The sequence below is a fragment of the Halobacillus amylolyticus genome, from assembly GCF_022921115.1.
GTDB lineage: Bacteria > Bacillota > Bacilli > Bacillales > Halobacillaceae > Halobacillus_A > Halobacillus_A amylolyticus.
The window spans coordinates 3,201,147-3,224,750 of the sequence record NZ_CP095075.1 but is presented as its reverse complement, the minus strand read 5'-3'; the positions used below and the strand labels follow the sequence as shown (position 1 = coordinate 3,224,750).

The following is a 23,604-nucleotide window of genomic DNA, read 5'->3' as shown; positions in this document are numbered from 1 at the left end:
TGTTTAAGCATCGGCGTCCTTTTTAGTGATATTCACTTTTGTACCTTGTTTATTGGTTTCTATCGCTAATTTCACATTCATTTCCCGGGTCATTAATTCAACAATCGACAAACCGATTCCTGCCCCCTGCCGATCTGCAGTTCTTTCCATCCCTGGACCGTTGTCCTCAACCGTTATCGTATCATGGGTGACGACCAATCCAGCATACCTTCCATCAGAGGCATACCTCACAAGATTCTGCAAAAGGTTATCAAACACGCGCTCCATCCACTTGGGATCAACATTCCAATAAATTGGCGTATCTAATGTTTGCACATCGACCTCTATCTCATGCTCTTCTAACGCTGGATACCAGTGTGCAGCTGTTTCTCTAATAAAACGGTTCATCTCCATTTTTTCTGGATGATAAGGGTACTTTTTCCCTGTCAAAAGGGTGAATGAAAATAAATTATCGATCAGTTCACTCACATAGTCGATTTTATTATTGACGGACAGTAACTTGTTCCGCCCCTGTTCACTTGTTACTTCCGGGCTGACCCCATTCAATGCTGCTCTGATCGTCGTCAATGGCGTACGCAAATCATGGGACAAATTAGCAATCAATTCCCGACGGATTTTCTCTTCTTGTTGCTCGCGCTGCCGACTTTCTTCGAGCTCATGGATCATATGATTAAAACTTTCTTCCAGTTGACCGATTTCATCATCGTTCGACCTTTTTACGGGGAAAGGAATACCCGCTTCTCCTTTTCGTTCCATTGCATCTTGCAATCTTACAAGCCTCTTATGGAACTTTTTAAAAAATAGCCATGATAGAAAAACAAATACGCTCATAAACAAGAGGATAACAGCACCAAAGACGTAGTTGTAAAAACTGCTTAATTGTGTAATCGGGGGGCCGATGAATTCACGATCAAGCTGGACTACCATGAAACCTTGATTTTCTTCTGACTCCCCAATAAACGAAACGACAGTAAACGGATCATTGTCATAGTTGTTTTTCATAAATTGAACAGTGTATGACGATGACCATTGCTCAGGCAATGAGTCCTCATAATTTACGGTTTCCATTGTTTCTCCCTGTTCGTTCACCCAAAACATGGATGCATCTGGAAACTCCTCGTACAGTTCATAAAGCCGTGCACTCACCTGCTCATCTTCCGCCCCGCTTAAGGCATCTGCTTCTTTATTCCACCTAGCTTCAAAGGTCGAATGGTTTCCATATGGCTCATTCGGTTCTTCCAAAAGGGTGGCTGGTAGGTAGACAACCATAGATACAAACGGGAAAGATATAGGCAATGCAAGGAAAGCAAGCAAGATAAGGAGTAAATATTTTGCTTGCAGCGATTTTAGCCATTTCTTCATGCTCTCACCCGATAGCCGATTCCGCGTATTGTTTCAATAATAATGGGATTGGACGGATCTTTCTCTACTTTTTCCCTTAAATGTCTGATATGGACCATTAACACCTTATCGCCTTCACGATAAGGCTCCTGCCATACCCCCTCATATAATTGTTCCTTTGTTAAGATTTGGTTTAAATGCTTAAGGAAAAAACGGAATATGTAAAATTGCTTCCCTGTCAAAATAATTTCTTCGTTCGTTTCTCTATTCATAATGACATGTTGCTCAATATTTAAATGGCCTATTCGGATCGTTTGCTCCGTAGATCGTTCATACTTTCTTAACTGCACCTCGATTCTCTTAATCAATTCCTCCGGATGAAAAGGCTTTGTCATGTAATCGTCAGCGAATTCAAGCCCTTCTAATTTATCATCAATTGAGGTTCGGGCTGAAAGCATAATGATTGGAATGGTCGAGTCATTTCTTTTCACACGACGGCCTATCGAGAAACCATCGAGCCCCGGAAGCATCACATCTAATATGACCAGGTCATACAAGCTGAAATTTTCAGGAAGATCAATCCCCGATGTGAGCCATGTAGTCTTGTAGTTACGCTCCGTGAGCTTTTGCGTGACCCATTCCCCTATTTCGGTATCATCTTCAAGGTATAAAATATGCATCATGATTCCCTCTCCCTTTTACTTTTTCTTACAGTAAATGATACACCATCTCCGCCACTTTTTTAATATTTACATTCATAACATACAGGCAGTTGAATATAGTGATTAAGAGTCAGCTTTTGATGAAGTATAAAGCGAGGTGACAGGATGGCTGTCATACCTAAGACCGAAAAAGGTGTAAAACTGCTTGCTAGGTTAATGAGGGCTGAGGCTGAAGGTGATGGCAAACTTGGCATGTTAATGGTTGGAAATACGGGGGTCAACCGTGTAAGAGTACATTGTCTAGATTTTACTGAGATTAGCACAATCAGAGACATGGTTTTTCAAAGCCCAGGAGGATTTGAGGCTACACAGAAGGGGTACTTTTACCAACGAGCACGTGAGCAGGATATTGCCCTTGCCCGTAAGGTAATCAAAGGTAACAGATACCACCCCGCTTCCAATTCCCTCTGGTTTTTCAAGCCGCCAGGGAGCTGCCCAGCCCAGTGGTTTGGACAATGGAACGTAGGAAGATACAAATCACATTGCTTCTATGCACCTCTTAGCTCCGAGTGTCCAAAAGCTTATTAATAATATAAGGAGTGATTACATTGGCTAATGAACAATCCGGGAAACAAGAAGGGGCACAACAACAGCCGAACCCCTACTATCCAGGAAATCCTTACTTACATTACTATCAAGCCGCACGAGCATCAAATCAAGGAGGTAACGTCAACGCCAACGCTAACCCATACATGCAAGGGGGACAAATGCAAGGAATGCCTCAAGGACAGCAAGGAGGGATGCAAGTTCCACCAATGCCTCAAGTTCAGCAAAGTGGTGGAGTCAACCCTCAAGGAATGCTTCCCATGCAAGAATCCTACATCGAAAATATTTTACGTTTAAATGAAGGTAAAAGAGCAACGGTTTACATGACCTTTGAGAACAATGAAGAGTGGAACGCTCAAGTCTTCAGAGGAATCATTGAAGCTGCCGGTCGTGACCATATCATCTTAAGTGACCCTGAATCAGGCAAGCGTTATTTACTGCTCATGATTTACTTAGATTACATTACATTCCAAGGTGAAATTAACTACAGCTATCCCTATGGATCACAGGGAATGAGCCAGTACCCGCCACGTTAGTAAATGTAGGAAACCCACTATCACATAGTGGGTTTCCTGCATCATTCTATTTTAAAGAGGGTGATGTTATGAAACACCCCTATGAACAATACTATAAGCTGCAGTTGGCGACATTGCTTGTAGCAGTTGTTCTAGCCATAATTGCTCTATTCAACCTAGGGCATCAATGGATTATTTTGTTTATGTTTTACATTTTAGCAGCCGGCTTAGCCATCGAAGCATTTATTGAATTAAAAAAACAGCAACTGATCTCATGCATAAGTCAGCTGCTGCGTGCTATCGTTCTGTTCATTTTCGTAACGATTCTCTATTTTTAAATATGTTTGATAATAGCGTAACCAAGCAGGATCCAGCCGATCAAAAATGACAATCCACCAAGCGGCGTAATCATTGCAAAGGTCTTAATCCCAGTCGGTGCATAAATGTATAAACTACCTGAAAATAGTAGGATTCCTATAAAAAAGAACCATCCCGCACTCGTCATCATACCGGTCTGGATTTTGCTCATTAATAACCCTGTCACAAGCAGTGCCATCGTATGGAACATTTGATAGTCTACTGCTTTACTCCATTGGCTTAACCCTTTTTCGGAAACTTTTCCTTCCAATCCATGTGCCCCGAATGCTCCTAGCGCAACAGATAAAAATCCATTCAGCACACCAAGTATTAAAAACAGTTTCATTTGTTCCACCCCTTAAAAATCAAAAATCGACTTCCCATTTGCCTCATCATGGTTTAAGCCGGATTCCGGCTTGGGTGCTTTTTGTACAGGCTTATCGGCCCCCATCATTTTCCGGATTTCTTCAACAGTCGGTTCCTGAACCGCCCCCGCAGTAGTCTGCTTGGAATCCGATCCTTCTTCTAATACGAGATCAGACAGCAGTTTAACTGCACGAATATGCTCACGAACTTTATGGTCATCCCCATGATTCAGCATTGCTTCCTGAATTTCACTCGACATCTTTTTTAATATCGTTTGATTCGTTATAGCCATTATCTGACTGCTCCTTTTTCATGTTTCCGTATCTCAGACACTACATTAAAGTATCTCCGCTATCATCTTAACATGCCCCCATTCTTTATGTCTTGTAGAGGGCAATCAAATAAATAAAGGTTTGGAATAAGTTCCGTTGTTAAAAGCAGAGACAGGGGGAAGGGGATGACATGCTATCAGCCATCACTACTATAAGTCGTGCGTATGACAACTCTAAACGTTAAGGAGGTAAGAGTGAAAATGTATACTAATGATTGCCGGAATGGAACACCTAAAACAGTGATTTCTTATCACAGGCTCACCTATCACGAACTGATAGGAGCGGTTCCGTTCATTTTAATGATCATAGGTGGTGGGGAAACGGAGAGACTCCCTGTGGTGCAGGATTTGGCGAGACCCCGCAGCGAAGCGAGGAGGCTCGGCGCCCGCCCACGAAAAGCGAGTCGTTTCCCCCACCTTTCTCCTTTTTTATAACGGAACCCATTTTCAACAATCGAAAAATTTTGCAAGAAAATATTTTACACAAAAATCATACGGCCATCTCATACATATTCCTCTTTTATAAAAATTGCCCACGTCTATTAGATAATCCCGAGAGCTTGGCAGAAGATGAGTATAATCATAACCGGTGCGATATATTTAACTACCTTATACCACACGCCCCCAAAGACTGAGTCCGTCATATCAGCTGCTTGTAAAGCTTGTTCTTTAGTAAAATACCATCCTACAAACAAGGCCATGGAAAGTCCACCCATTGGCAGCAGAATATTCGATGCCACATAGTCCATCGAATCTAAAATGTTGTTATTACCAATTGGTGTTATACCAGACCAAACCCCGAAACCTAACGAAACAACAATTCCAATCACAAACATCGTTGCACCGACGAGAATGGTCGTAAATTGACGTGACCATTTAAAGATACGCATGAAGTACGCGGTAGGAACTTCAAGCATCGAAACAGATGACGTTAAAGAAGCAATAATAATGGCAAAGAAGAATACAATTCCAATGATCCCGCCAAAAGGCATTTGTTCAAATATTCCGGGGAGCGTAATGAACACAAGCTTGGGCCCTGATGCTGGGTCAATCCCAAAAGCAAATACTGCCGGAAAAATGACGACACCTGAAATCACAGCAAAACTTGTTCCCACAAGCCCGATTCCAAGCGTTGCTCCAGGCAGTTTATTTTCACCCGATAAATAACTGCCATATGTCAGCATTGCACCCATACCGAGACTGAGAGAGAAGAATGCCTGTCCTAGTGCAGCTAAATAGATCGATGGATCACGGAGAGATGACCAGTCAGGATAAAATAGGAACTTCAATCCTGCTGCTGCTCCATCAAGTGAAACACTGTAAAAGGCAAGAACAATTAATATGATTGCAAGAATAGGCATAAACAGTTTGTTGATAAACTCTATACCTTTATTCACACCACCTAATACGACAAAGATCGTAAAGGCCATAAACATAGCCGTCCAAAAAACAGGATGCCACGCATGTGCGGTAAAATCACCGAATACGGCAGCGTAGCCTGCTGCTGGCTGGGTGAAAAATTCGCCGGTTACATACTTCCAGAAGTAGTAAATCGACCAGCCCGCGACAACACTATAAAAGCCTAATATTAAAAATGCACTTATAACTCCAAAAAATCCAGATAAAAACCAGGGTGTACCTGGGGCAAGCTTTTTAAAGGAGCCGACTACATCACTCTGCGCCTTTCGCCCAATACTAACTTCCGTTAATAGGAGCGGCACGCCGATTACAATAATAAAAGCAATGTATAAAAGTAAAAAAGCGCCTCCTCCGTTATTTCCTGCTACGAAAGAGAAACGCCAAATGTTACCTAATCCTACAGCTGAACCTAAGGCCGCCAGCATGAAGCCGAGCTTCGTCCCCCATTTCTCTCTTGCCATATCTTCATCTCCTTTCATTCTATTTAAATATTTTTCAGCATATCATACATTTAAATGAAGAACGACAAACAATAGCAATTACATTTTATTTACATCCTGATATCTATATGTGAATGTGGCGATGAGTATGGTTTTTGGGATGGACTAGACTTAGACTCAAACTGCATACAGCTCGTTCCCGTTGTCTTCAAAACTAGATCAGAAGGCATTTCTTTTCCTTTAAACCCATAAGCTTTGCATCCCCTGGGAAACTGCGGATTCCATGTAGTAAAGAAATGCTTACATTTGAAACAGTTAACCTTACGCATGATACCCCTCTTTCTATAACGTCTGTATAATAGAATCATAGCACAGCAAAACTAGAATCACTAGGATGTGTATTGATGAAACAATGGTTCGGCCCATGGATCGATCAGCCTTTTCATGCCTTTGGAACTGCCCACTTAATCATGCTTGTGATATTCAGCATTGGAATGATCGGATTATGGCTGTCTTCTTCACGTATTAAAAAAGGAACACGCATTCACGATTGGATAAGGTGGGTATTATTCTTCCTACTCGTCACCTGCGAAGTCAGCTATCAAGTATGGACGGTAGCTAATGAAGTATTCTCCCCTGCGGAACATCTACCACTGCATTTGTGTGGGGTCGCTTCCCTGATCGCAATGATTGGACTGCTCACTTACAACAAAAAACTTATTCAAATCAACTTTTTCATTGGAATTGCCCCAGCCCTGCTTGCACTAATCACTCCAGATATCCCTCATGGCTATGAGCATTTCCGCTTCTGGAAGTTCTTCCTGCATCATATGGCGATTACATGGGCAAGTCTATTTCTGATTGTCACAACTCATGTTTCTATTAACCGACGAGTCCTATTTGAAACGTACAGCTATCTTGTTCTCTACTCCATTCTGATTGGGTTTGTTAATAAGCTGATTGGATCAAACTACCTTTATCTTAGTGGCCCGCCCGCCGCTGCGACTCCGTTAGATTATTTGGGTGAAGGGGGCTGGTATTACGTCCACTTATCTTTACTTGCTTTGCTCGTCTTTTTGCTTATGTTAGGGGTTTATCGTATAGGAAGCTCCCTTAGATGAACATTCCCTTTTTCATCTTTCTGTCCATATCTGGAGAGATTCTGTCCAAAATCTATTTAATTCTAACGAAGTCACAAAGGATTCTTTCCAAATTGAAAGAAATTCTAGAGTTAGTATAAAAAGTGGACACTAGTATTGAACCATGTTTTAATCATCACAAAGCATTAAAGGACGTGTTCACATTGACCCAAAAGTACAGAAATTATGACCCTGAGTTTAAGCTTTATGTTGTGAAGTTAATGGAATTGGACGGACACAAAATGACGGACCTTAGTCAGAAACTCGATATTCCCTACGGTAACCTTAAAAGATGGAAGACGGAGTATCGTGACCAAAAAAAGAAGGAAGAAAAAGAAGCACAGAATCAACTGTTGACCGCCTCTGAGTACAAGGAAATGTATGAAAAAGAGAAAAAAAGTAACGTAGAGCTCCAGGAGGAAGTCGACATTTTAAAAAAGGCCATGCACATCTTCAATCAGGAAAAGTAGTGAAGTTCAAGTTCATTCATGAACACCGACACGAACACACCATTTCGAGGATGTGCCAAGTTCTTGGTGTGTCTAAATCTGGTTATTATGATTATTTGAATCGTCTGGACAGAGAAGAAACGGAAAGAGAGGCTTGGAACCGTTATATCGATGAACGGATCCTCTTCCATTATCATGATAATTATGGGTGTTACGGCAGCCCTCGCATCCACTTTATGCTTCGAGAAGTGGATCAGGTGGAGGTTTCTCAAAAGAAAGTGACGAATCGAATGAGAGAACTGGACCTTTATGCCACACCACCTAAAAAGTTCATCAATACGACAGACTCTGATCACGATGAAACCATTCACTCAAACCATTTAAACCGTGACTTTCTTCCAGAGGCCCCAGACCAGGTTTGGGCTACTGATATTACTTATATTCACACAGGAGAAGGCTTTTTATATCTGAATCCTGTTATTGATCTTGCTTCCCGACGGATCATAAGTTATCAGTTAGACGATCATATGGATCACACCCTGTGCTTAAAAGCTTTAGAAAAGGCTTTGGCCATTCGTAACCCTAAGTCGGGTTGGATTCACCATTCAGATCGTGGCTCTCAGTACTGTTCTAAGGCTTATTTAGATACACTTAAGGAGGCAGGAGCGACCATAAGTATGAGTCGGAAGGGAAACCCCTACGACAATGCATGTGCAGAGAGTTTCTTTGCCTCTCTGAAAAAAGAATACCTGTACAAACATGTTTATGAGACAAAAGCAGAAGCCAAACTAGCCATTCAGTTTTACATCAATTTTTATAACCAAAAACGAATCCATTCTACATTGGACTATTTAACTCCGTTAGAAAAAGAAAAGAGCTATAAAATGAACCATGATAAAAAGCTCAAAAAGAACCAAATGTCCTCTGCCTAAAGGAATGAATTGGTTTTTGATTCTTTCCTTTAGGCGGAGGCATCCAAGCGTCTCGAAAGAGGACGCGCGGAAGAAAAAGAATGGTTCAAATACCGGTCTATGAATGTCCACTATATTGACAGATCTCCAATTCTGCCCAAAACTCCTGGGATTCTGCCTTAATTGAAAAAGATTCTTCCCTAACCTGTTTCCGGGTCAGACTTTTTCAGTCTCTCGACGAACATGCTTTCCTTTCATCCATGAGTAGATTACTATATTAGATAGAAGGGAGAGGTTTTTTATGGAAATCAAAGCATTATCAGATTTCGCTTCATTCACAGATATTCAAAGCCGCTGCTACCCAGGGATGGGATTGAATACAGCAGAAGATAAGCAAAAGGCTACCGAACATCGTGAGAAAATGGATCAATATGATCGAATTAGCCATATAGGTGTGTATGAAGAAAACAATCTCGTTGCAGGCTATATCCACTACTCTATTCCAATGAATGTATATGGCCAAACGGTTCCATCTGCTGGTTTAGGTACACTTGCCGTTGACCTTCCATATAAGAAAAAAGGCATAGCTAAACAAATGGTCACACACGTCATCGAACAGGCGCAAAATGAAGGTTATCCGCTTGTCCATTTGTACCCTTTTCGTCCAGACTTTTATCGAAAAATGGGTTTCGGATTTGGACCACAACTCAGTGTCTACCAATTTTCACCAGGTCAACTTCCCTATTTTGAAAATGTAGTCACAGCGACCCGTCTTGAGAATCAGCAGGAAATCCAACGTTTTTACAATGAATGGGCCGAAGAAACCCACGGCGCCTGTAATAAAGATGACTATGAATTTCGCCACGTGGCTATGGAGCATACTGATGCAATTGGCTGCCGGAACAACGGAAGACTCGAAGGCTACATGATCTATCAATTTAAGCGAGAGACAGGTGATACTTTCTTACGTCACGACCTGCATGTTACCGACTGGTTCACACGGACAGATGAAGCCTTTCAATCTCTTATTAATTTTCTTCATAACCAAAAGGATCAAGTACGATCCATCGTGTTTCCGACATATGATGACTCGCTGGCTTTTTTATTGGATGATCCGAGAAACGTTACCGAGGATCTTATCTTCCGTTTGTATCATGAAACACATAAACGAGGAACAGGTGTGATGTATCGCATCGTCGACCTTCCCCTATTCATGAAATACATCAGTGAACACTCTTTTGGTTCTGAAACGGTTACGGTGCATTTCGATGTGGAAGACACCCTTACGGATACGGAGCCGACAACTTATTCCTACCGTTTTGAACAAGGAAAACCTCAAATGTGTGATGACCTTGGCGATGGGGTCCGTGTCGCTATCGGGATTGCCGACCTCTCTTCTCTTTTAATGGGGTGTGTGTCCTTATCTACCCTTTCACGTTATAAAAGAGCTGAGATAAAAGGGTCAGAAGGTCAGGCCGGACAAGTGAAGCGGCTTTTTGACTCGCCACAAAAACCAGAAAACTGGTCCTTCTTTTAGTGCGAGATTATTCTTCCCTCTTTAAAAAGGATTCTGACTAAAATGGAAAGAATTATAACTGAAATTCATTGATTCTGACCAAAATCGCTTGATTCTGCCCAAAACGAGCTTGATTCTACCCAATCCTTGATTTTTCCAAAGAAAGGCGACTAGCTTGCTTAAGACTAGTCGCTTTTTTGATGCTAAAAGAAATAAGGTGCATATACGAAGATAATGATCATGACCCAAATAAAATCAACGAAATGCCAATAGTAACTGAATATCTTTTGTTTTTCCTCAAATAACGCCTTAGGTAGATCCCGTTTCAATTGAAGCATGAGCAGAATCATCCAGCCAAGTCCAAAAGCTACGTGGGAGGCGTGCAGCCCGACGAGAACATAGAAGGAGGCCAGAAAATTATTCATTGATATGACATAGCCCTCATGCACATATTTATAGAATTCATGGATTTCTAATCCCAAAAACACGGCACCGAGCAGAAACGTTGTGATCAGCCCCATCCATATCTTCATTCGATCCCCATTTTCTAAGCCTTTTTCCGCGATGAGCAATGTCCCACTGCTGGACAGTAGAAATACGGATGCCAATACAACAGAACGCAGCTCAAATACTTCTGAAGGAGCGGCCCCTTGTGAAGCAGGAGTAAAAATAATATAGGTGGCAAACAATGTCGCAAACATGACAGCCTCTACTCCTAAATAAATGAAGAAACCTAACCGTTTATCACCAAATAAAGTCTGAGACGCTGACTGGCTCATTTCTCCGCCTCCTCTCTGTAGGCTGTTTTCCGTTCATCCGTTAACGAACGGACAATAAAAAAGATGAAAACGGTGATGCCAAAAATCACTTGCAGCCAAATCCAATTGTAGACAAAAGCAATACTAAGCACGATCATAATTCCCGCCAGCGTGACAGGCTGATAGCTCTCAACGGCAATCGGGGGGACGGTCTCGGTTCTTCTGCATCTTCAAGCTTCGCCTTCCCTATTTTGCTGTACCAAAAGGAATCGATTGTCTTGACTTTAGGCATCGGATTAAAGGGATGCTCAGGGGCCGGGGAGTCCACTGACCATTCAAGGGTCCGCCCGTCCCATGGATCGCCTTCAGCCTTTTTACCAAATCGATGGGTTTTATAAAGATTCCAGATGACGAATAGCATACTTATCCCCATTAAAAACGCTCCAATGGTACTTATGAAGTTAAAAACAAACAGGCCATCCTCCCATGTGTAGGTATAAACACGACGCGGCATTCCGTTCAGTCCTGCGAAATGCTGCGGCAGGAAGGTAAGGTGAAAACCGATAACGAATAGCCAAAAATGCCAGCGTCCAAGTGTTTCATCAAGAACTTTCCCGGTCATTTTCGGATACCAATAATAAATTCCGGCAAAGGCCCCTAAGATCGTACCTCCAACCATCGTATAGTGAAAATGGGCAACGACAAAATAAGAGTCGTGATACTGGTAATCGGCTGCAGCTACAGCGAGCATTACTCCTGTTACCCCACCCATGACGAAGGTCGGGATAAAGCCGAGCGCAAACAACATCGGGGTTTTTATTCTTACGACACCGCCTCGCATCGTAAATAACCAGTTAAATACCTTGATCCCTGTAGGAATCGCAATCAGCATAGTTGTAATGGCGAAGACAGAGTTCGCAAGCGGACCGAGTCCGACTGTGAACATGTGATGGGCCCAAACCATAAAGCCGAGTAAACCAATCAGGGCCAGGGCGATCACCATTGATGTGTAACCATAGACTCTTTGTCTAGAAAAGGTTGAAATCACGTCAGAAAATATACCAAAGGCCGGCAGTACGAGAATATAAACTTCCGGATGGCCGAATATCCAGAACAAATGCTGCCAATAGACAGGTGATCCCATCTCCCCTCCGAAGAAGGATGTCCCATAAAATCGGTCAAAGGTTAACAACAATAAAGCGATGGCTAAAACAGGAAACGCGATAAGAATGAGAAAGGATGTCACAAGTGTTGACCATGAGAATAGCGGCATACGTGCTAATTTCAGCCCTGGGGCTTTTAAACGGGCGATGGTTACAATCATGTTAATCGCTGTAAATATTGTTCCAAGTCCCGATACTTGCAACCCAAATATGTAGTAATTGATGTTCGGTCCTGGTGAATAGGTATCGGTAGATAGCGGGGCATAGGCTGTCCACCCTGCGTTAGGTGCTGCATTAAAGAAAAAGGACATATTGAAAATAATTCCGCCCGCAAGAAATAGCCAAAAGCTTACGGCATTTAAGTAGGGAAAGGCTAAATCATTAGCTCCGATTTGCAGCGGTACAGCGACATTCATTAAACCGATCAGCAGCGGCATGGCCACGAAAAAGATCATAATCGTTCCATGGGTTGTAAAAACCTCATTGTATTTATCGCCTTGAAATACCCAGAAATCGTTATTTGGCACAGATAGTTGTGTTCTTATAAACAAAGCATCTATCCCGGCTCTAAAGAAAAAGACAATCGCAAACAAGATATACATCGTTCCAATTTTACGATGGTGGGTTGTTCTCATATATTCGAATACGACAGGCCATTTTTGTTTCTTCGTCACCCATAAAAAGAGTACAATACCACCCAATATTGAAAAAATCCATGCTGCCACCACATCAGAAGGTACTTGTCCAATCAATGGTAGATTCATAGTCTATTCACCTCTATTCACGATACTATCACTCTGTTGCCAACCAGCTCTCAAACTCCTCTTGAGTCACTACTTTTGTTTCAAAGCGCATATTCGCGTGTCCGGTACCACAGAATTCAGCACATTTCCCCTGAAAAGTTCCAGTGACACGCGGGACAAAGGAAAGCCTGTTTTCCTTATTTGGCCGCACATCCATTTTGCCTGCTAAACGTGGAATCCAAAAAGAATGGATCACGTCCGTTGATGTTAGCCGAAATGTAACTTTTTGATCCTTAGGTAAGACAAGTTCATTAATCGTTGTTTTCCCATTCTCATAGGTGAATTCCCAGCGAAATTGCTTCGCTTCCACATCAACGACCACCGCCTCCTCTGGCTCGCTTTCACTCAAATCAGACATTTTGCTTGTAATATCATAAGTCGCTTTGACAGTCGGTACAGCCAAGATAGCTAGCAAAAGAAAAGGAATAACCGTCCAGGTCACTTCAAGCAGCTTATTTTCTTTTTTTTCCTTTGGTATGTAGTCAGACGTTTCTGGTCTTTCTTTATACTTCCTTATGAACAAAACAAATAAAACGAAAACGACCGCCAATACGAGCATCATGATCGCGAAACTTACATAAATCAAATCGGTTATTTTTTCCGCCGAATCACTAGCTGGGTCTAAGACTCGTAAATTACAACCGCTCAGCAAAACAAGTGTAAGCAAAGGAAATAATTTCTTCATACCACTCAACCTTTACTGTTTTATTTTTTCCCTCTCACCCTCAAACCTATCTTTGTTATAACCATTTCCCATATATCAACAGCTAAAACATGTAGGATTCCTATCATGACTTAGTACCCGTAGAAAAAACACCCACTTTAGTTATCCCGCTTTTCTAGACGTTCAAGCCTTCTTCTAATTGTTCATATTCTTCTCTCGTTACAAATCCAAGCTTCTTCAATTGTCTTTGTATTCTTGCTTGGGATTGTTCATTCCACTCCTCGTTTGTTTGTTCACCTTTTGTTACCCAGTCATTTAAGATATCCTTTGCTTCAGTGGGATTTACATCACCTTTGACGACTACCATTTCATTTACCTTTTTTCAAACTTCTCTTTCCCACTTCCAGCTGCACCTAACCCGAGGTAAAAACCTTGTCTTAATAAACTTCTCACTTTTTACTCCTCCTCATTGTTGTGTTTACTATTTTTTTATCATACGAATGTGACTGATTCCCACAACAAGCATTCCTATAACACCTAGTCCACAAAGAACGATCCCCATTGTTAAAAATAGACGAATGTCACGGACCATTGCATAAAGGGCCGAAACTCCCCCTGACGTCATGAGTAAAAAAGCCATCATCCCGTAAAACAAATAAAACTGATGAAAAAGTTTCTTCTGATGTTGAGTACGCTCCCACTCCCTTTGCTTGTTGCCATCCTCTAAATAGCGAATCAATGCTCGTGGAAGTGAAAGAAGGGGCTTAGCTGATTCACTGATAATCTCTTTATAAAAGGAAGCACGTGAACTTTCCCCTGACATCCACCGTTTAAGCACGGGTCTGCCCCAATCTACTAAATCGACCTGCGGATAAATGGCCATTAATACCCCCACAACAATCGATGTTGCCCTTCCTAGAAAAGCATAGTCTGCTGGAAGTTGGATCGGCTGTTCCTTAATAAAAGATTGCAGTTCATCCATGATGTCATTCATTTTATTCGCATCCAGTTTTCCGAAACCGCCCTCTAAATATAAATCAGTTGTTTGCTTAATTAACTTTTTCACACGTTCAATATCTGCATCCGCTAGTAAAAAATCCATTTCAATCAGTGCACGAATCACACGATCGTAATCCTCTAAAATAAACCCTTGCACCATTGATCGAATAGAATCCGCCTCTGTCTGTTTCATCACACCAACCATACCAAAATCAATGACTACAATTGTTCCATCAGATCGGATCATTAAATTTCCCGAGTGGGGATCTGAATGGAACATCCCTGAAAATAAATATTGCTCGACACATAGTTCAAACAAAGTTTTGGCTACTTTCTCTGGACTGATCTGATGTTTCTTCATAAAAGCTAGATCCGTTATTTTCGCTCCTTCAATCCATTCCATTACGAGAACACGTTTGGTGGATATTTCTTTGTAGTAGTCGGGAATGTAAACAGAAGGGAAATCTTTAAATCTTCTTTTAAAACGATTGGCATTTGAAAGCTCAAGAGTGAAATCCAGTTCATTCGTAATGACTGTGACGACCTCTTTATACAAGGCCGGTAAGTCAGCCTTTTTTCCATATCTCGTAAATGTTCTTATAATAAAGAAGACCATCCGTAATGCTTTGAAATCGACTTTAAAAATCTCGTTCACGCGATAGCGCTGGACTTTGATTGCTACAGGGGTTCCATCATGTAATACGGCACGGTACACATCCCCGATGGATGCGGAAGCTACCGGTGTCTTATCAATTGATTTGAGCTGTTCATCAATAGGACCTCCCCACGCTTGCTCTATCATCTGCTCGGAGTAATGGAATGGAGTAGGCTCGACTCGATCAACTAATCCTTCAAGCTCCTTAATAAATAAACGTGGAAGCAGGTCTGCCCTCGAACTAAGAAATTGCCCAAACTTAATCAGCAGCCCGCCAAGTTCAATGGCTTTCCTTCTATATTCCCATGCCTGTTTTTCAAGCAACTCTTTCCACTTATCTTTTGTATCTTGATCCCATATACGATGTATTTTATGAAACCAAAAAATTTGCAATAAAAATTTCACTGCCATCCAAACGATTACTGTGATACGGTAAAGCGATATGTATTTCAACTGGCTGTTCATTCCCCTCCCCCATTTCCTATAGGTTGTATGTTGTCTTCTTTACCCTTATTAGAAATTCATCAACCTTAAAAAGAGTTGGCTTCTCATTCGACAATATATGCAACGCTTCGAGTTCAAAAGGGACTTTCGAATGATGACTTCTGATTCTTTTGTCGTAAATATCATCCTAATTTACTATTCTAAATTTTTTGAAAATTATTCACTCTGCCTTTATAATAGAAGATGGTTCTAAGGGGACTAAATAATTGGGGGAGGTACTTCTACATGAAGAATAAGATGACAGCTTTACTGTCGGTCGGCGCGTTATCGCTTTCTTTGCTTGCACCTACAGCATCGGGTGTAAGTGCAAATGCCGATTCAAGCGCTGATTACAGCAACTGGAACGTTGAGCGGTATGGGGATCGGGTTGATATTGATGGAATGCTTGAAAAGAAATCACAAAGTGAAGAGTTTCAAAAGAAAGCAGTTAAGGAAATAAAAGAAGCTGCTGAAGAGGTTAATTTTAATGAAGCTAAGTCCTCAGAATCTAATGAGGATAATTCTACCTCTACATACGAGGAAGGGGAAACCAAGTTATTTCTTGACCGTAACTTAGCATTCCAAGAGTACACGTTACGCAGTGTTGGTGAGCATGTAGAGATCTGGGTAGCCAATGACCTATCCTTTGGTGAAGGTGACCCACGTGATCCACATGTGGTGACCCAAGAACAAGTGAACAAGATGGCTGCTGAATTTGACTCTAACATTTATCCAAAAGCTACTGATTTCTTTGGCATGCCTGATTCACTTGACGGAACAAATGCCCAACTTGAGGATTTGGGTCTTGTCCCTGAAGGATATTACGAAGGTGATGGCGACAAAGTCATGATTCATGTCAGTAATATTCCTGATGAAAACTTTAACAACCCAGATTATCCATTTTTCGTCGCAGGATTCTTCTGGCAAACACTCGAAAATTATACGGACCGTAACATTATTTCCATCGATTCCGCCGATTGGGAAGAAAGACTAGAAAGTACATTTTTCGCAACCACAATTCACGAACTGCAGCACTTAATTCACGCTGACAATGACGGTGATGAAACAACATGGTTGAATGAAGGAATGTCCACGTTTTCAGAATTTCTTGGTGGATATGGTCTTGGAACAAATAGTATCAACTTCTTGCTTGACCACCCTGAAAACTCCTTAACAAGCTGGGACGAGCATGTAAATGCAGCCACTGGGCCCGAAACGATTGCTGACTATGCCTTAGTGCAACTGTTTACCGTCTATAACTATGAAAGATTCGGACAAGAGTTCATTCGCCATGTAGCTGTTGATGAGGAGAACAGTATTGCTAGTTTTGAGCAAGCCTATAAAGACTTTGGTCTAAATGTAACCTTCAATGAAGTGTACCAGGATTTCTCCACTGCCCTTGTCGTCGACGATGACAAGTTTAAAGGCGGGAAATATGGTTTCGAGAACATCGATTTACGTGAAATTCCAGTAGAAGATGGCAGCGAACGCGGCTTTACCGTGAATTTTGAAAAGGCAAAAACGTATGAAAAAGACGGTGTCCCTGCATGGGGTACGGATTTTAAAGAGTTTAATTTCGCACCAAACCAAAATGTTGAGAACTTCAAGTTTAACGGGATCGACTTCCTTCCACTACAATGGGAGTCCGTCCAAGACCCACTAGGCAGTGATGATCAAGTGTACTGGGCTGGTAAAGGGAATGAACTCGATAACAAGATGATTTTCGATGCTGATCTTACCGGCGTTAATGAGGCTACACTTACATTTGATAACTTCATCGATATTGAAGAAAGATGGGATTTCGGAATGGTTCAAGTTTCCACAGATAATGGGGAAACGTGGACATCGTTAGAGAACGAAAATACCCGGTCAGATGTCGTTGAAAATGGTTATCCTACGATTAAAGAAAATGTTCCTGGGTTCACAGGACACTATGAAGATTTCCAAAAAGAAGCGTTTGATCTATCTGAATATGCTGGAGAAGAAGTGCTAATCTCCTTCCGTTATCTTACGGATTGGGGCTATAATGATTCAGGCTGGTTCATTGATGATATTTCCATCCCTGAAATCGGACTTAGCTACGATGGAACGAGCACAGAGGACTTTATGTCTGAAGCTCAGCTGAAAGAGGAATACGTAAACTATGGTGTGACGTTCATCAAAGAGAAGAACAATGGTAAATTCCAAGTCATTGAAGTTGATCCATTCAACGTGACCGACGAGGAAGCATTGGAACTTCAACAAGCCTTTAGAAAAGGAAAAACGTACATGACTACGTATTATGCTGCACCACTAGATAGCACAATTCCTGTTCCTTTTGAATATGAAGTTGAGTTCAAAGAGAATAACGGGAAAGGACCTAAGAAAAACTAACTTTTTTCATCCGTTCACCAACCAGCCTCTTTGCTGGTTGGTTTTTCTTTATTTTTGTGGCATGATTTGATTAAAAAGGAAAAAAGGTGATCGTATGCAGATCCGTGAATTAGAGGTAAAAGAGTTACACACCATCGCTCAGTGGCTTCACTCCATGAACGAACAAGATAAACACTTTGTTGCCTGGCTTGCTTCAGATCCAAATGAGATTTTTGAACAAATCTGGACATTGACACAATTTCAGGAACCCCTTGCCTATGTAGCTTGGGACCAGGATGAGATCATTGGCTTTATTGGGATTCTCCCTTTCTTCGATCAAAATCTTGCTCGTTTGCTTGGGCCTTTTACTAAAGGAGAAAACACTGATGTGATTGAACAGCTATGGGATAAAGCTTCCCTTACCCTTATGCTCCATTTTGATAGTGTAAAGGTAGCTTGTTTCAAAGCGAATCAACCTTTAGTTTCTTTTGCGGAACGGCATGACTTTACGTTGTATAACATTGAAAAAACGTTAGCCATGCATCGCTCGCAATTCTCCCCTTCACATGAGAAAAGCACACATATATCTGAACGATCAGGTAGCGATTTTGAATCATTACATGTGCTTCATCCAGCAGGGGCTTATTACACGACCGAAGAAATGATTCAACATGCTCAACAAGACGAAAATAGGCTTTTTGGCTACATGGAGAATGGACATCTTGTCGGGTACCTTTATTATGAAACGATCACTGCCTCCGAGGGAGAGATTTGTTTTGTGAATGTTCAGCCTAATGACCGTGGCGAAGGGATCGGGACAAAGTTAATCGAGCACGCTCTACAATATGCCTTCTACGTCTATGGAGTCGATGCAGTGACCTTATCTGTCCGCAATCAAAACACCCAGGCTGAACAGCTCTATCAACAGTTGGGGTTCCGAGATATTAACACGATTTATGCCTATGAGAAAAACCTGAATGATTTAGAAGCACCGCCGTTCTATCATTAAGAACCATTCGTTGATGACATTAAGCATATTTTTCCACGGAAAGTCAAAGCAGTTTCTATAACGCTGCTCTGGCTTTTTTTCTTAATCAGACTTTCCAGCTGTACGGTATAGGATATGGTGAGTGGTCCATTTAAGCAAATCCGATCAGTCTAAATCCCAAAATAATCGGGGACCCTTCCCTATTTTTAAGTTTAGGACGCAAATAAACTCGGAATCTCCTTTACATAAAACAGGATCGTGATCAACAAACAAACGAATAACATGGTTAACTAAAATTATTTCACTATTTCAACTTTTAGGGTTTTAAGTTATTGTAAGAAAGAGGAGGTTCTTATGAAGCCAGTCATTCAAAGAGCACTTGAACAACTAAATGACCCTGGCCCTATCAAGGTGATGCAAAGTGTAAGCGGCGGTGATATTAACGAAGCTTTTTATGTACGGACAAGCCATCATGAATATTTTATTAAGGCAAATACCAATGTACCGTCACACTTCTTCACAGTAGAGGCACTTGGGTTAGAGCGTATTGATCAAACGAATACCATAAATGTCCCAAAGGTTTATCACTACAATGAACCTGACGAGGGAGAAACAGGAGTCCTTATCATGGAATGGATTGAAGAAGATAGACAAGCCCATTCTGCAGAAAAATTTGGTCAAAACCTTGCGAAAATGCACCTACATCCGGCTGAACAGTTTGGACTCGACCAGCCAACTTTTATTGGGCGGCTGACTCAAGACAATAGCTGGAGCGAGAGCTGGTTAGATTACTATAGGGAAAATCGCCTGCAGCCTCAGCTTCAATTGGCCATTGAAAGCAGCACGTTGCCACACAAAAGAAGAGACAAGCTTGAACGATTGATTAGTCGATTAGATCGATGGATTCCTCACCACCCTTCGCCTTCTCTTCTTCATGGCGATCTGTGGGCTGGAAACTATATGATTGGACAGAAGGGTATCCCCTATCTCATCGACCCATCCATTGTATATGGAGATCATGCATTTGAACTAGCTTTTACAGAGTTATTTGGAGGGTTTCCATCAACTTTTTATGCGGCTTACCAAGAAATGATGCCGCTCCCTTTCGAATACGAAGACATGAAACCACTATACCAGCTATACTATCTTCTCGTTCATTTAAACATGTTCGGTGAAAGCTATGGTCCGCCTGTTGACAGAATTTTAACCAGATATACAGGGGGGTAAACTGTCTCCAAATTAAATACTGGTAAAAAATTTTTATTGGCAACTGACGGTTTTTGTATTAAAATTTATTTTGCTGCATATTTATTCTGTATTATAAAAATTGATCAGTCAGGAGCGATACTTCGATGAAAGCAAGCGACTTCAAAGTTTCATCACATTTAAAATTCATATTGCCATCTTTACTAGGTATATTCTTATTTATGGTCCCATTTTATAATCCAGGGGATGGGAGTGTTACGATTCTAATTGCTATCATGGCAGGCTGGATTCAGGGAGCACTAGCCAACTACCTTTCTCTCATCATGATGTTGATTATATCGATCACAGCGATCGGAACTGTTCTCGTTAAATTGGTTGGACCCGACAAGCTGGATAATACTCCATTCTTCAAACAACTGTTCAATGTGCCATGGGTATGGGTTGTCACTCGTGTTCTAGGGATGATTTTTGCTGTTATGGTTTATTTTCAAATCGGACCTGATGCCGTCATCTCTGATGTTACGGGCGGACTACTATTAGATTCCTTATTGCACGTTCTATTTGCGGTCTTTTTATTTGCTGGTTTATTCCTGCCATTACTGCTTAATTTTGGACTGCTTGAGCTCTTCGGTGTCTTATTAACGAAGATCATGCGCCCCGTTTTTAAACTGCCTGGACGTTCTTCCATTGACTGTTTAGCCTCATGGCTTGGCGATGGAACAATCGGTGTCCTTTTAACAAGTAAACAGTACGAAGAAGGATATTATACAAAAAGAGAAGCGGCCGTGATCGGTACAACCTTCTCCGTCGTATCCATTACTTTCAGTTTAGTTGTTATTACTGAGGTAGGTCTTGAGCATATGTTTATTCCCTTCTATTTAACCGTTGCTCTTGCTGGTCTTGTTGCGGCGTTAATCATGCCGAGAATCCCACCATTATCTCGCAAGCTTAATACGTATGTTACCGAAGAAGCTGATGATATTAGCGAGGCGATTCCTGAACAGCATAATACCTTTACTTATGCCTATACACAGGCCGTTAATCGTGGAAACAAATCAAGCGGAGTAAAAGAATTCTTTAAACAAGGCGGACAAAATATTCTAGACATGTGGATGGGGGTTGCTCCGATTGTTATGGCTTTAGGTACCATTGCGCTTGTCATCGCTGAGTTCACGCCAGTATTCACTTGGCTCGGCCTACCTTTTGTTCCAATACTTGAATTGTTGCAAATCCCTTATGCTCAAGCCGCATCTGAGACGATTTTAGTTGGCTTTGCTGATATGTTCCTGCCAGCCATTATTGGTGCATCGATTGAAAGTGAAATGACGCGTTTTGTGATAGCTAGTTTATCCGTGACTCAGCTGATCTATATGTCAGAGGTCGGTGGATTGCTGTTAGGCTCTAAAGTACCTGTAAACATGAAGGATTTATTCATTATCTTCTTGTTAAGAACGATTATTACACTTCCAGTTATTGCTCTTATCGCTCATCTAATCTTTTAGAGGTTGTTCAAAAGTCACTTTCAGGAAAAATAAGCCGCTATCCTATGTTGGAATAGCGGCTTTCTTTATGTCAATTTCTTAAGAAAAGCTTCGGCGGTTGCTAAACTTGATTGAGGGTTCTGTCCTGTAACAAGTTTTCCATCCACCTCAACATGTTCCTCAAACGGGGCAGCGGTTTGAAAGTTTGCTCCTTCTTCTTTCAATCGATCTTCAAGCAAAAATGGTACCTTGTCCGTAAAGTCCATTTCCTTCTCCTCTTTCGTACTGAAGCCTGTTATGTTTTTTCCTTTTATAAACGGGTCCCCACTAGAATCTTTTGCCCCTACAAAGGCTGCTGGACCATGACAAACAGCACCAATCACTTTATCTTTCTCTACAAAATGCTGCAGTACAGAATGGATGACTTCCTGATCGGGAAAATCAAACATCGTTCCGTGGCCGCCTGTGAAGAATACACCTGCATAATCATTCAAGTCTATGTTTTCAAGCTTTTCCGTATCGTGAATCGGTTCCATGACTCCATCCCAAACCCTGGGTAGTTCATTACTGTAGCTGTTCGGGTCAATTGGAATCCTGCCGCCTTTTATGCTGGCCCCAGTGACTTCGAATCCAGCTTGTTTACATTCTGTAGCCGGCTCTACAAACTCCTGCAACCATAACCCAGTCTTTTGTCCATCTTCCCATTGATCAACATTTGTAGCAATGAATAAGATCTTTTTTCCCATACAAAAAATACCTCCCTTAGGCTCTATATCAATAGTCTTTCACTAGACGACCCATTTCAATCCTAAGAGAGGTATGATTCTTTCAATTAATTTGTTGTATAATCTTTTTTGGCTAGTTTATACCACCATTTTTTCATTAATTGTACTCTTCCTTCGATCACTGGCTGTGTTAATGTACGAATGGAAGTACTTGACAGCAAGAATACAATACTTGCCGATACAATAGCCAAGCCGGCAAAGTCAAAAATATTATCAACTTTAAACCAACCAGCTTCCCGGAAAAACTGGATGAAGAAACCATGAAGCAGGTACACATACAGTGTTCTTCCACCCAATACAGAAAAGCGATACGATTTATTCGGTATCCAAGCAAGAATACAAACCGTCATTATTCCACCGATTACATAAACACCAAAACGGAGTAAACCGCCAAATTCAGGATTTCCTAGTATACTGTACGATTTTGAACCGAGCAGCCACCCTGAATCAAACTCTGGGAAAATGGCGATTAAGCCCACTACAACAGTTGCAAAAAGAAGTGTCGCTTCGCGAACTTGAGGTGTTCTCCATTTCTTGACGTTTTCCTTCGTTAACCAGTATCCAGCTAAGAAAAATGGAAAGAACACAAACGTCCTAGAGAGGCTGAACATATGGCCGATATCATTAAAATACCCGACAACTATCCCAAGTCCAACCGCAACAAACATTCCCAATGGGGCAGGAACCTTTTTGAACCAATAGAGCATAATGTGCCAGCAAAACAAACTAAATAAGAACCATAATGACCAATGAGGATAAAATGGACCGCTCAGCCAGCCATCTTTTCCTATAAAGAAGAAGTAGCCTGTATAGGTGAGTTGAAAAATCATATACGGTAAGATCAATTTTTTCGCTAAATTAACAATATAATCCTTATCCCCTAACCCTTTAGCAAAAAAGCCTGATAAAAGGATAAACGCTGGCATATGGAACGTATAAATCCACATATAGATGGTGTACATGATGTGTGAACCATCGGTAAATGGCTGAATAAGATGGCCAAACACAACTAGAAAAATCAGTAAGAGCTTCGCATTGTCAAAAAGTGCTTCACGTTTCATAATTGTCCACCCTTTAAATTTCTGTGGTTAGTGCATAAGCTTCAAACTATGTCCTACTCCTTTTTACCACATTTATATAGGGGGAAAGTCATTTTTATCGCTTTTTAAATGAACTGTAACCGGAATGTCAAAAATGTAACAGCTACATCATATC

The 23,604-nt window shown here is 41.4% G+C and carries 25 protein-coding genes; 12 read left to right on the top strand and 13 right to left on the bottom strand.

The features are described 5' to 3' along the window. Positions 1–3: 3 nt before the first annotated feature. Positions 4–1,362, bottom strand: coding sequence for a sensor histidine kinase (locus MUO15_RS16505; RefSeq protein WP_245030932.1), 1,359 nt, complete (start codon positions 1,360–1,362; stop codon positions 4–6). Continuing rightward, the gene (locus MUO15_RS16500) at positions 1,359–2,024 is read right to left on the bottom strand and encodes a response regulator transcription factor (protein ID WP_245030925.1); all 666 of its coding nucleotides are present in this window, start codon (positions 2,022–2,024) and stop codon (positions 1,359–1,361) included. The genes MUO15_RS16505 and MUO15_RS16500 overlap by 4 nt, the downstream gene beginning before the upstream one ends. Positions 2,025–2,168: 144 nt before the next feature. On the opposite strand from MUO15_RS16500, the gene MUO15_RS16495 reads away from it, so the two are divergent. The 3 genes from MUO15_RS16495 to MUO15_RS16485 all read left to right on the top strand — a co-directional run bounded on the left by MUO15_RS16495 (position 2,169) and on the right by MUO15_RS16485 (position 3,462). Next, the gene (locus tag MUO15_RS16495) at positions 2,169–2,591 is read left to right on the top strand and encodes a cell wall hydrolase (RefSeq protein WP_245030923.1); all 423 of its coding nucleotides are present in this window, start codon (positions 2,169–2,171) and stop codon (positions 2,589–2,591) included. Positions 2,592–2,611: 20 nt separating this feature from the next. Further along, positions 2,612–3,145: a spore coat protein GerQ gene (gerQ, locus tag MUO15_RS16490; RefSeq protein ID WP_396266258.1), complete on the top strand. Its 534-nt coding sequence runs from the start codon at positions 2,612–2,614 to the stop codon at positions 3,143–3,145. A 68-nt stretch (positions 3,146–3,213) separates the two neighbouring features. Then, positions 3,214–3,462: a hypothetical protein gene (locus MUO15_RS16485; protein WP_245030921.1), complete on the top strand. Its 249-nt coding sequence runs from the start codon at positions 3,214–3,216 to the stop codon at positions 3,460–3,462. Here the strand turns inward: MUO15_RS16485 and MUO15_RS16480 are convergent. Both MUO15_RS16480 and MUO15_RS16475 read right to left on the bottom strand, forming a co-directional pair. Beyond that, positions 3,459–3,827 (bottom strand): DUF423 domain-containing protein, encoded by a 369-nt coding sequence (locus tag MUO15_RS16480; RefSeq protein ID WP_245030919.1) that lies wholly within the window; start codon positions 3,825–3,827, stop codon positions 3,459–3,461. The genes MUO15_RS16485 and MUO15_RS16480 overlap by 4 nt on opposite strands. A 12-nt stretch (positions 3,828–3,839) precedes the next feature. Further along, positions 3,840–4,139 (bottom strand): YwdI family protein, encoded by a 300-nt coding sequence (locus MUO15_RS16475; protein ID WP_245030917.1) that lies wholly within the window; start codon positions 4,137–4,139, stop codon positions 3,840–3,842. Positions 4,140–4,373: 234 nt separating this feature from the next. On the opposite strand from MUO15_RS16475, the gene MUO15_RS16470 reads away from it, so the two are divergent. After that, positions 4,374–4,613 (top strand): hypothetical protein, encoded by a 240-nt coding sequence (locus MUO15_RS16470; RefSeq protein ID WP_245030915.1) that lies wholly within the window; start codon positions 4,374–4,376, stop codon positions 4,611–4,613. Positions 4,614–4,720: 107 nt separating this feature from the next. Here the strand turns inward: MUO15_RS16470 and MUO15_RS16465 are convergent, their stop codons facing one another. Continuing rightward, positions 4,721–6,058: a sodium-dependent transporter gene (locus MUO15_RS16465; RefSeq protein WP_245030913.1), complete on the bottom strand. Its 1,338-nt coding sequence runs from the start codon at positions 6,056–6,058 to the stop codon at positions 4,721–4,723. A 383-nt stretch (positions 6,059–6,441) separates the two neighbouring features. Here MUO15_RS16465 and MUO15_RS16455 point away from each other — a divergent pair, with 383 nt between their 5' ends. The 4 genes from MUO15_RS16455 (at position 6,442) to MUO15_RS16440 (ending at position 10,073) form a co-directional block, all read left to right on the top strand. Continuing rightward, entirely contained in the window at positions 6,442–7,158 is a 717-nt protein-coding gene (locus tag MUO15_RS16455) for a YwaF family protein (protein WP_245030910.1), read from the top strand. Positions 7,159–7,340: 182 nt separating this feature from the next. Then, positions 7,341–7,646: a transposase gene (locus MUO15_RS16450; RefSeq protein WP_245029473.1), complete on the top strand. Its 306-nt coding sequence runs from the start codon at positions 7,341–7,343 to the stop codon at positions 7,644–7,646. Further along, the gene (locus tag MUO15_RS16445; RefSeq protein WP_245030908.1) at positions 7,646–8,557 is read left to right on the top strand and encodes an IS3 family transposase; all 912 of its coding nucleotides are present in this window, start codon (positions 7,646–7,648) and stop codon (positions 8,555–8,557) included. Before MUO15_RS16450 ends, MUO15_RS16445 begins: the two co-directional genes overlap by 1 nt. 280 nt (positions 8,558–8,837) lie before the next feature. Further along, positions 8,838–10,073, top strand: coding sequence for a GNAT family N-acetyltransferase (locus tag MUO15_RS16440; protein ID WP_245030906.1), 1,236 nt, complete (start codon positions 8,838–8,840; stop codon positions 10,071–10,073). A gap of 182 nt (positions 10,074–10,255) precedes the next feature. Here MUO15_RS16440 and MUO15_RS16435 read toward each other — a convergent pair whose 3' ends face one another. The 6 genes from MUO15_RS16435 to MUO15_RS16415 form a co-directional block, all read right to left on the bottom strand. Beyond that, complete coding sequence (locus MUO15_RS16435; protein WP_245030904.1) at positions 10,256–10,831, bottom strand: cytochrome c oxidase subunit 3; 576 nt, start codon at positions 10,829–10,831, stop codon at positions 10,256–10,258. After that, positions 10,828–10,962: a hypothetical protein gene (locus MUO15_RS21730; RefSeq protein WP_256464142.1), complete on the bottom strand. Its 135-nt coding sequence runs from the start codon at positions 10,960–10,962 to the stop codon at positions 10,828–10,830. Before MUO15_RS21730 ends, MUO15_RS16435 begins: the two co-directional genes overlap by 4 nt. Positions 10,963–10,964: 2 nt before the next feature. After that, the gene (gene ctaD, locus MUO15_RS16430) at positions 10,965–12,737 is read right to left on the bottom strand and encodes a cytochrome c oxidase subunit I (RefSeq protein ID WP_245030902.1); all 1,773 of its coding nucleotides are present in this window, start codon (positions 12,735–12,737) and stop codon (positions 10,965–10,967) included. A gap of 28 nt (positions 12,738–12,765) precedes the next feature. Next, the gene (gene coxB / locus MUO15_RS16425; protein ID WP_245030900.1) at positions 12,766–13,461 is read right to left on the bottom strand and encodes a cytochrome c oxidase subunit II; all 696 of its coding nucleotides are present in this window, start codon (positions 13,459–13,461) and stop codon (positions 12,766–12,768) included. A gap of 154 nt (positions 13,462–13,615) precedes the next feature. After that, positions 13,616–13,807 (bottom strand): hypothetical protein, encoded by a 192-nt coding sequence (locus tag MUO15_RS16420; protein WP_245030898.1) that lies wholly within the window; start codon positions 13,805–13,807, stop codon positions 13,616–13,618. A gap of 114 nt (positions 13,808–13,921) precedes the next feature. Further along, positions 13,922–15,559: an ABC1 kinase family protein gene (locus MUO15_RS16415; RefSeq protein ID WP_245030896.1), complete on the bottom strand. Its 1,638-nt coding sequence runs from the start codon at positions 15,557–15,559 to the stop codon at positions 13,922–13,924. Between the two features lie 264 nt (positions 15,560–15,823). On the opposite strand from MUO15_RS16415, the gene MUO15_RS16410 reads away from it, so the two are divergent. The 4 genes from MUO15_RS16410 to MUO15_RS16395 all read left to right on the top strand — a co-directional run bounded on the left by MUO15_RS16410 (position 15,824) and on the right by MUO15_RS16395 (position 21,625). Continuing rightward, on the top strand, positions 15,824–17,950 hold the full coding sequence (locus MUO15_RS16410) for an immune inhibitor A domain-containing protein (RefSeq protein ID WP_245030894.1): 2,127 nt from the start codon (positions 15,824–15,826) through the stop codon (positions 17,948–17,950). Between the two features lie 94 nt (positions 17,951–18,044). Then, positions 18,045–18,938 (top strand): GNAT family N-acetyltransferase, encoded by an 894-nt coding sequence (locus tag MUO15_RS16405; RefSeq protein WP_245030892.1) that lies wholly within the window; start codon positions 18,045–18,047, stop codon positions 18,936–18,938. Between the two features lie 333 nt (positions 18,939–19,271). After that, positions 19,272–20,144: a fructosamine kinase family protein gene (locus MUO15_RS16400; protein WP_245030890.1), complete on the top strand. Its 873-nt coding sequence runs from the start codon at positions 19,272–19,274 to the stop codon at positions 20,142–20,144. A gap of 125 nt (positions 20,145–20,269) precedes the next feature. Then, positions 20,270–21,625, top strand: a complete 1,356-nt coding sequence (locus MUO15_RS16395; protein WP_245030888.1) for a YjiH family protein — start codon at positions 20,270–20,272, stop codon at positions 21,623–21,625. Positions 21,626–21,690: 65 nt separating this feature from the next. Here MUO15_RS16395 and MUO15_RS16390 read toward each other — a convergent pair whose 3' ends face one another. Continuing rightward, on the bottom strand, positions 21,691–22,350 hold the full coding sequence (locus tag MUO15_RS16390) for a type 1 glutamine amidotransferase domain-containing protein (protein ID WP_245030887.1): 660 nt from the start codon (positions 22,348–22,350) through the stop codon (positions 21,691–21,693). A gap of 86 nt (positions 22,351–22,436) precedes the next feature. Further along, positions 22,437–23,450 carry an acyltransferase family protein gene (locus tag MUO15_RS16385; RefSeq protein ID WP_245030885.1) on the bottom strand — a complete coding sequence of 338 codons (1,014 nt, stop codon included), beginning with the start codon at positions 23,448–23,450 and terminating at the stop codon, positions 22,437–22,439. Positions 23,451–23,604 lie beyond the last annotated feature (154 nt).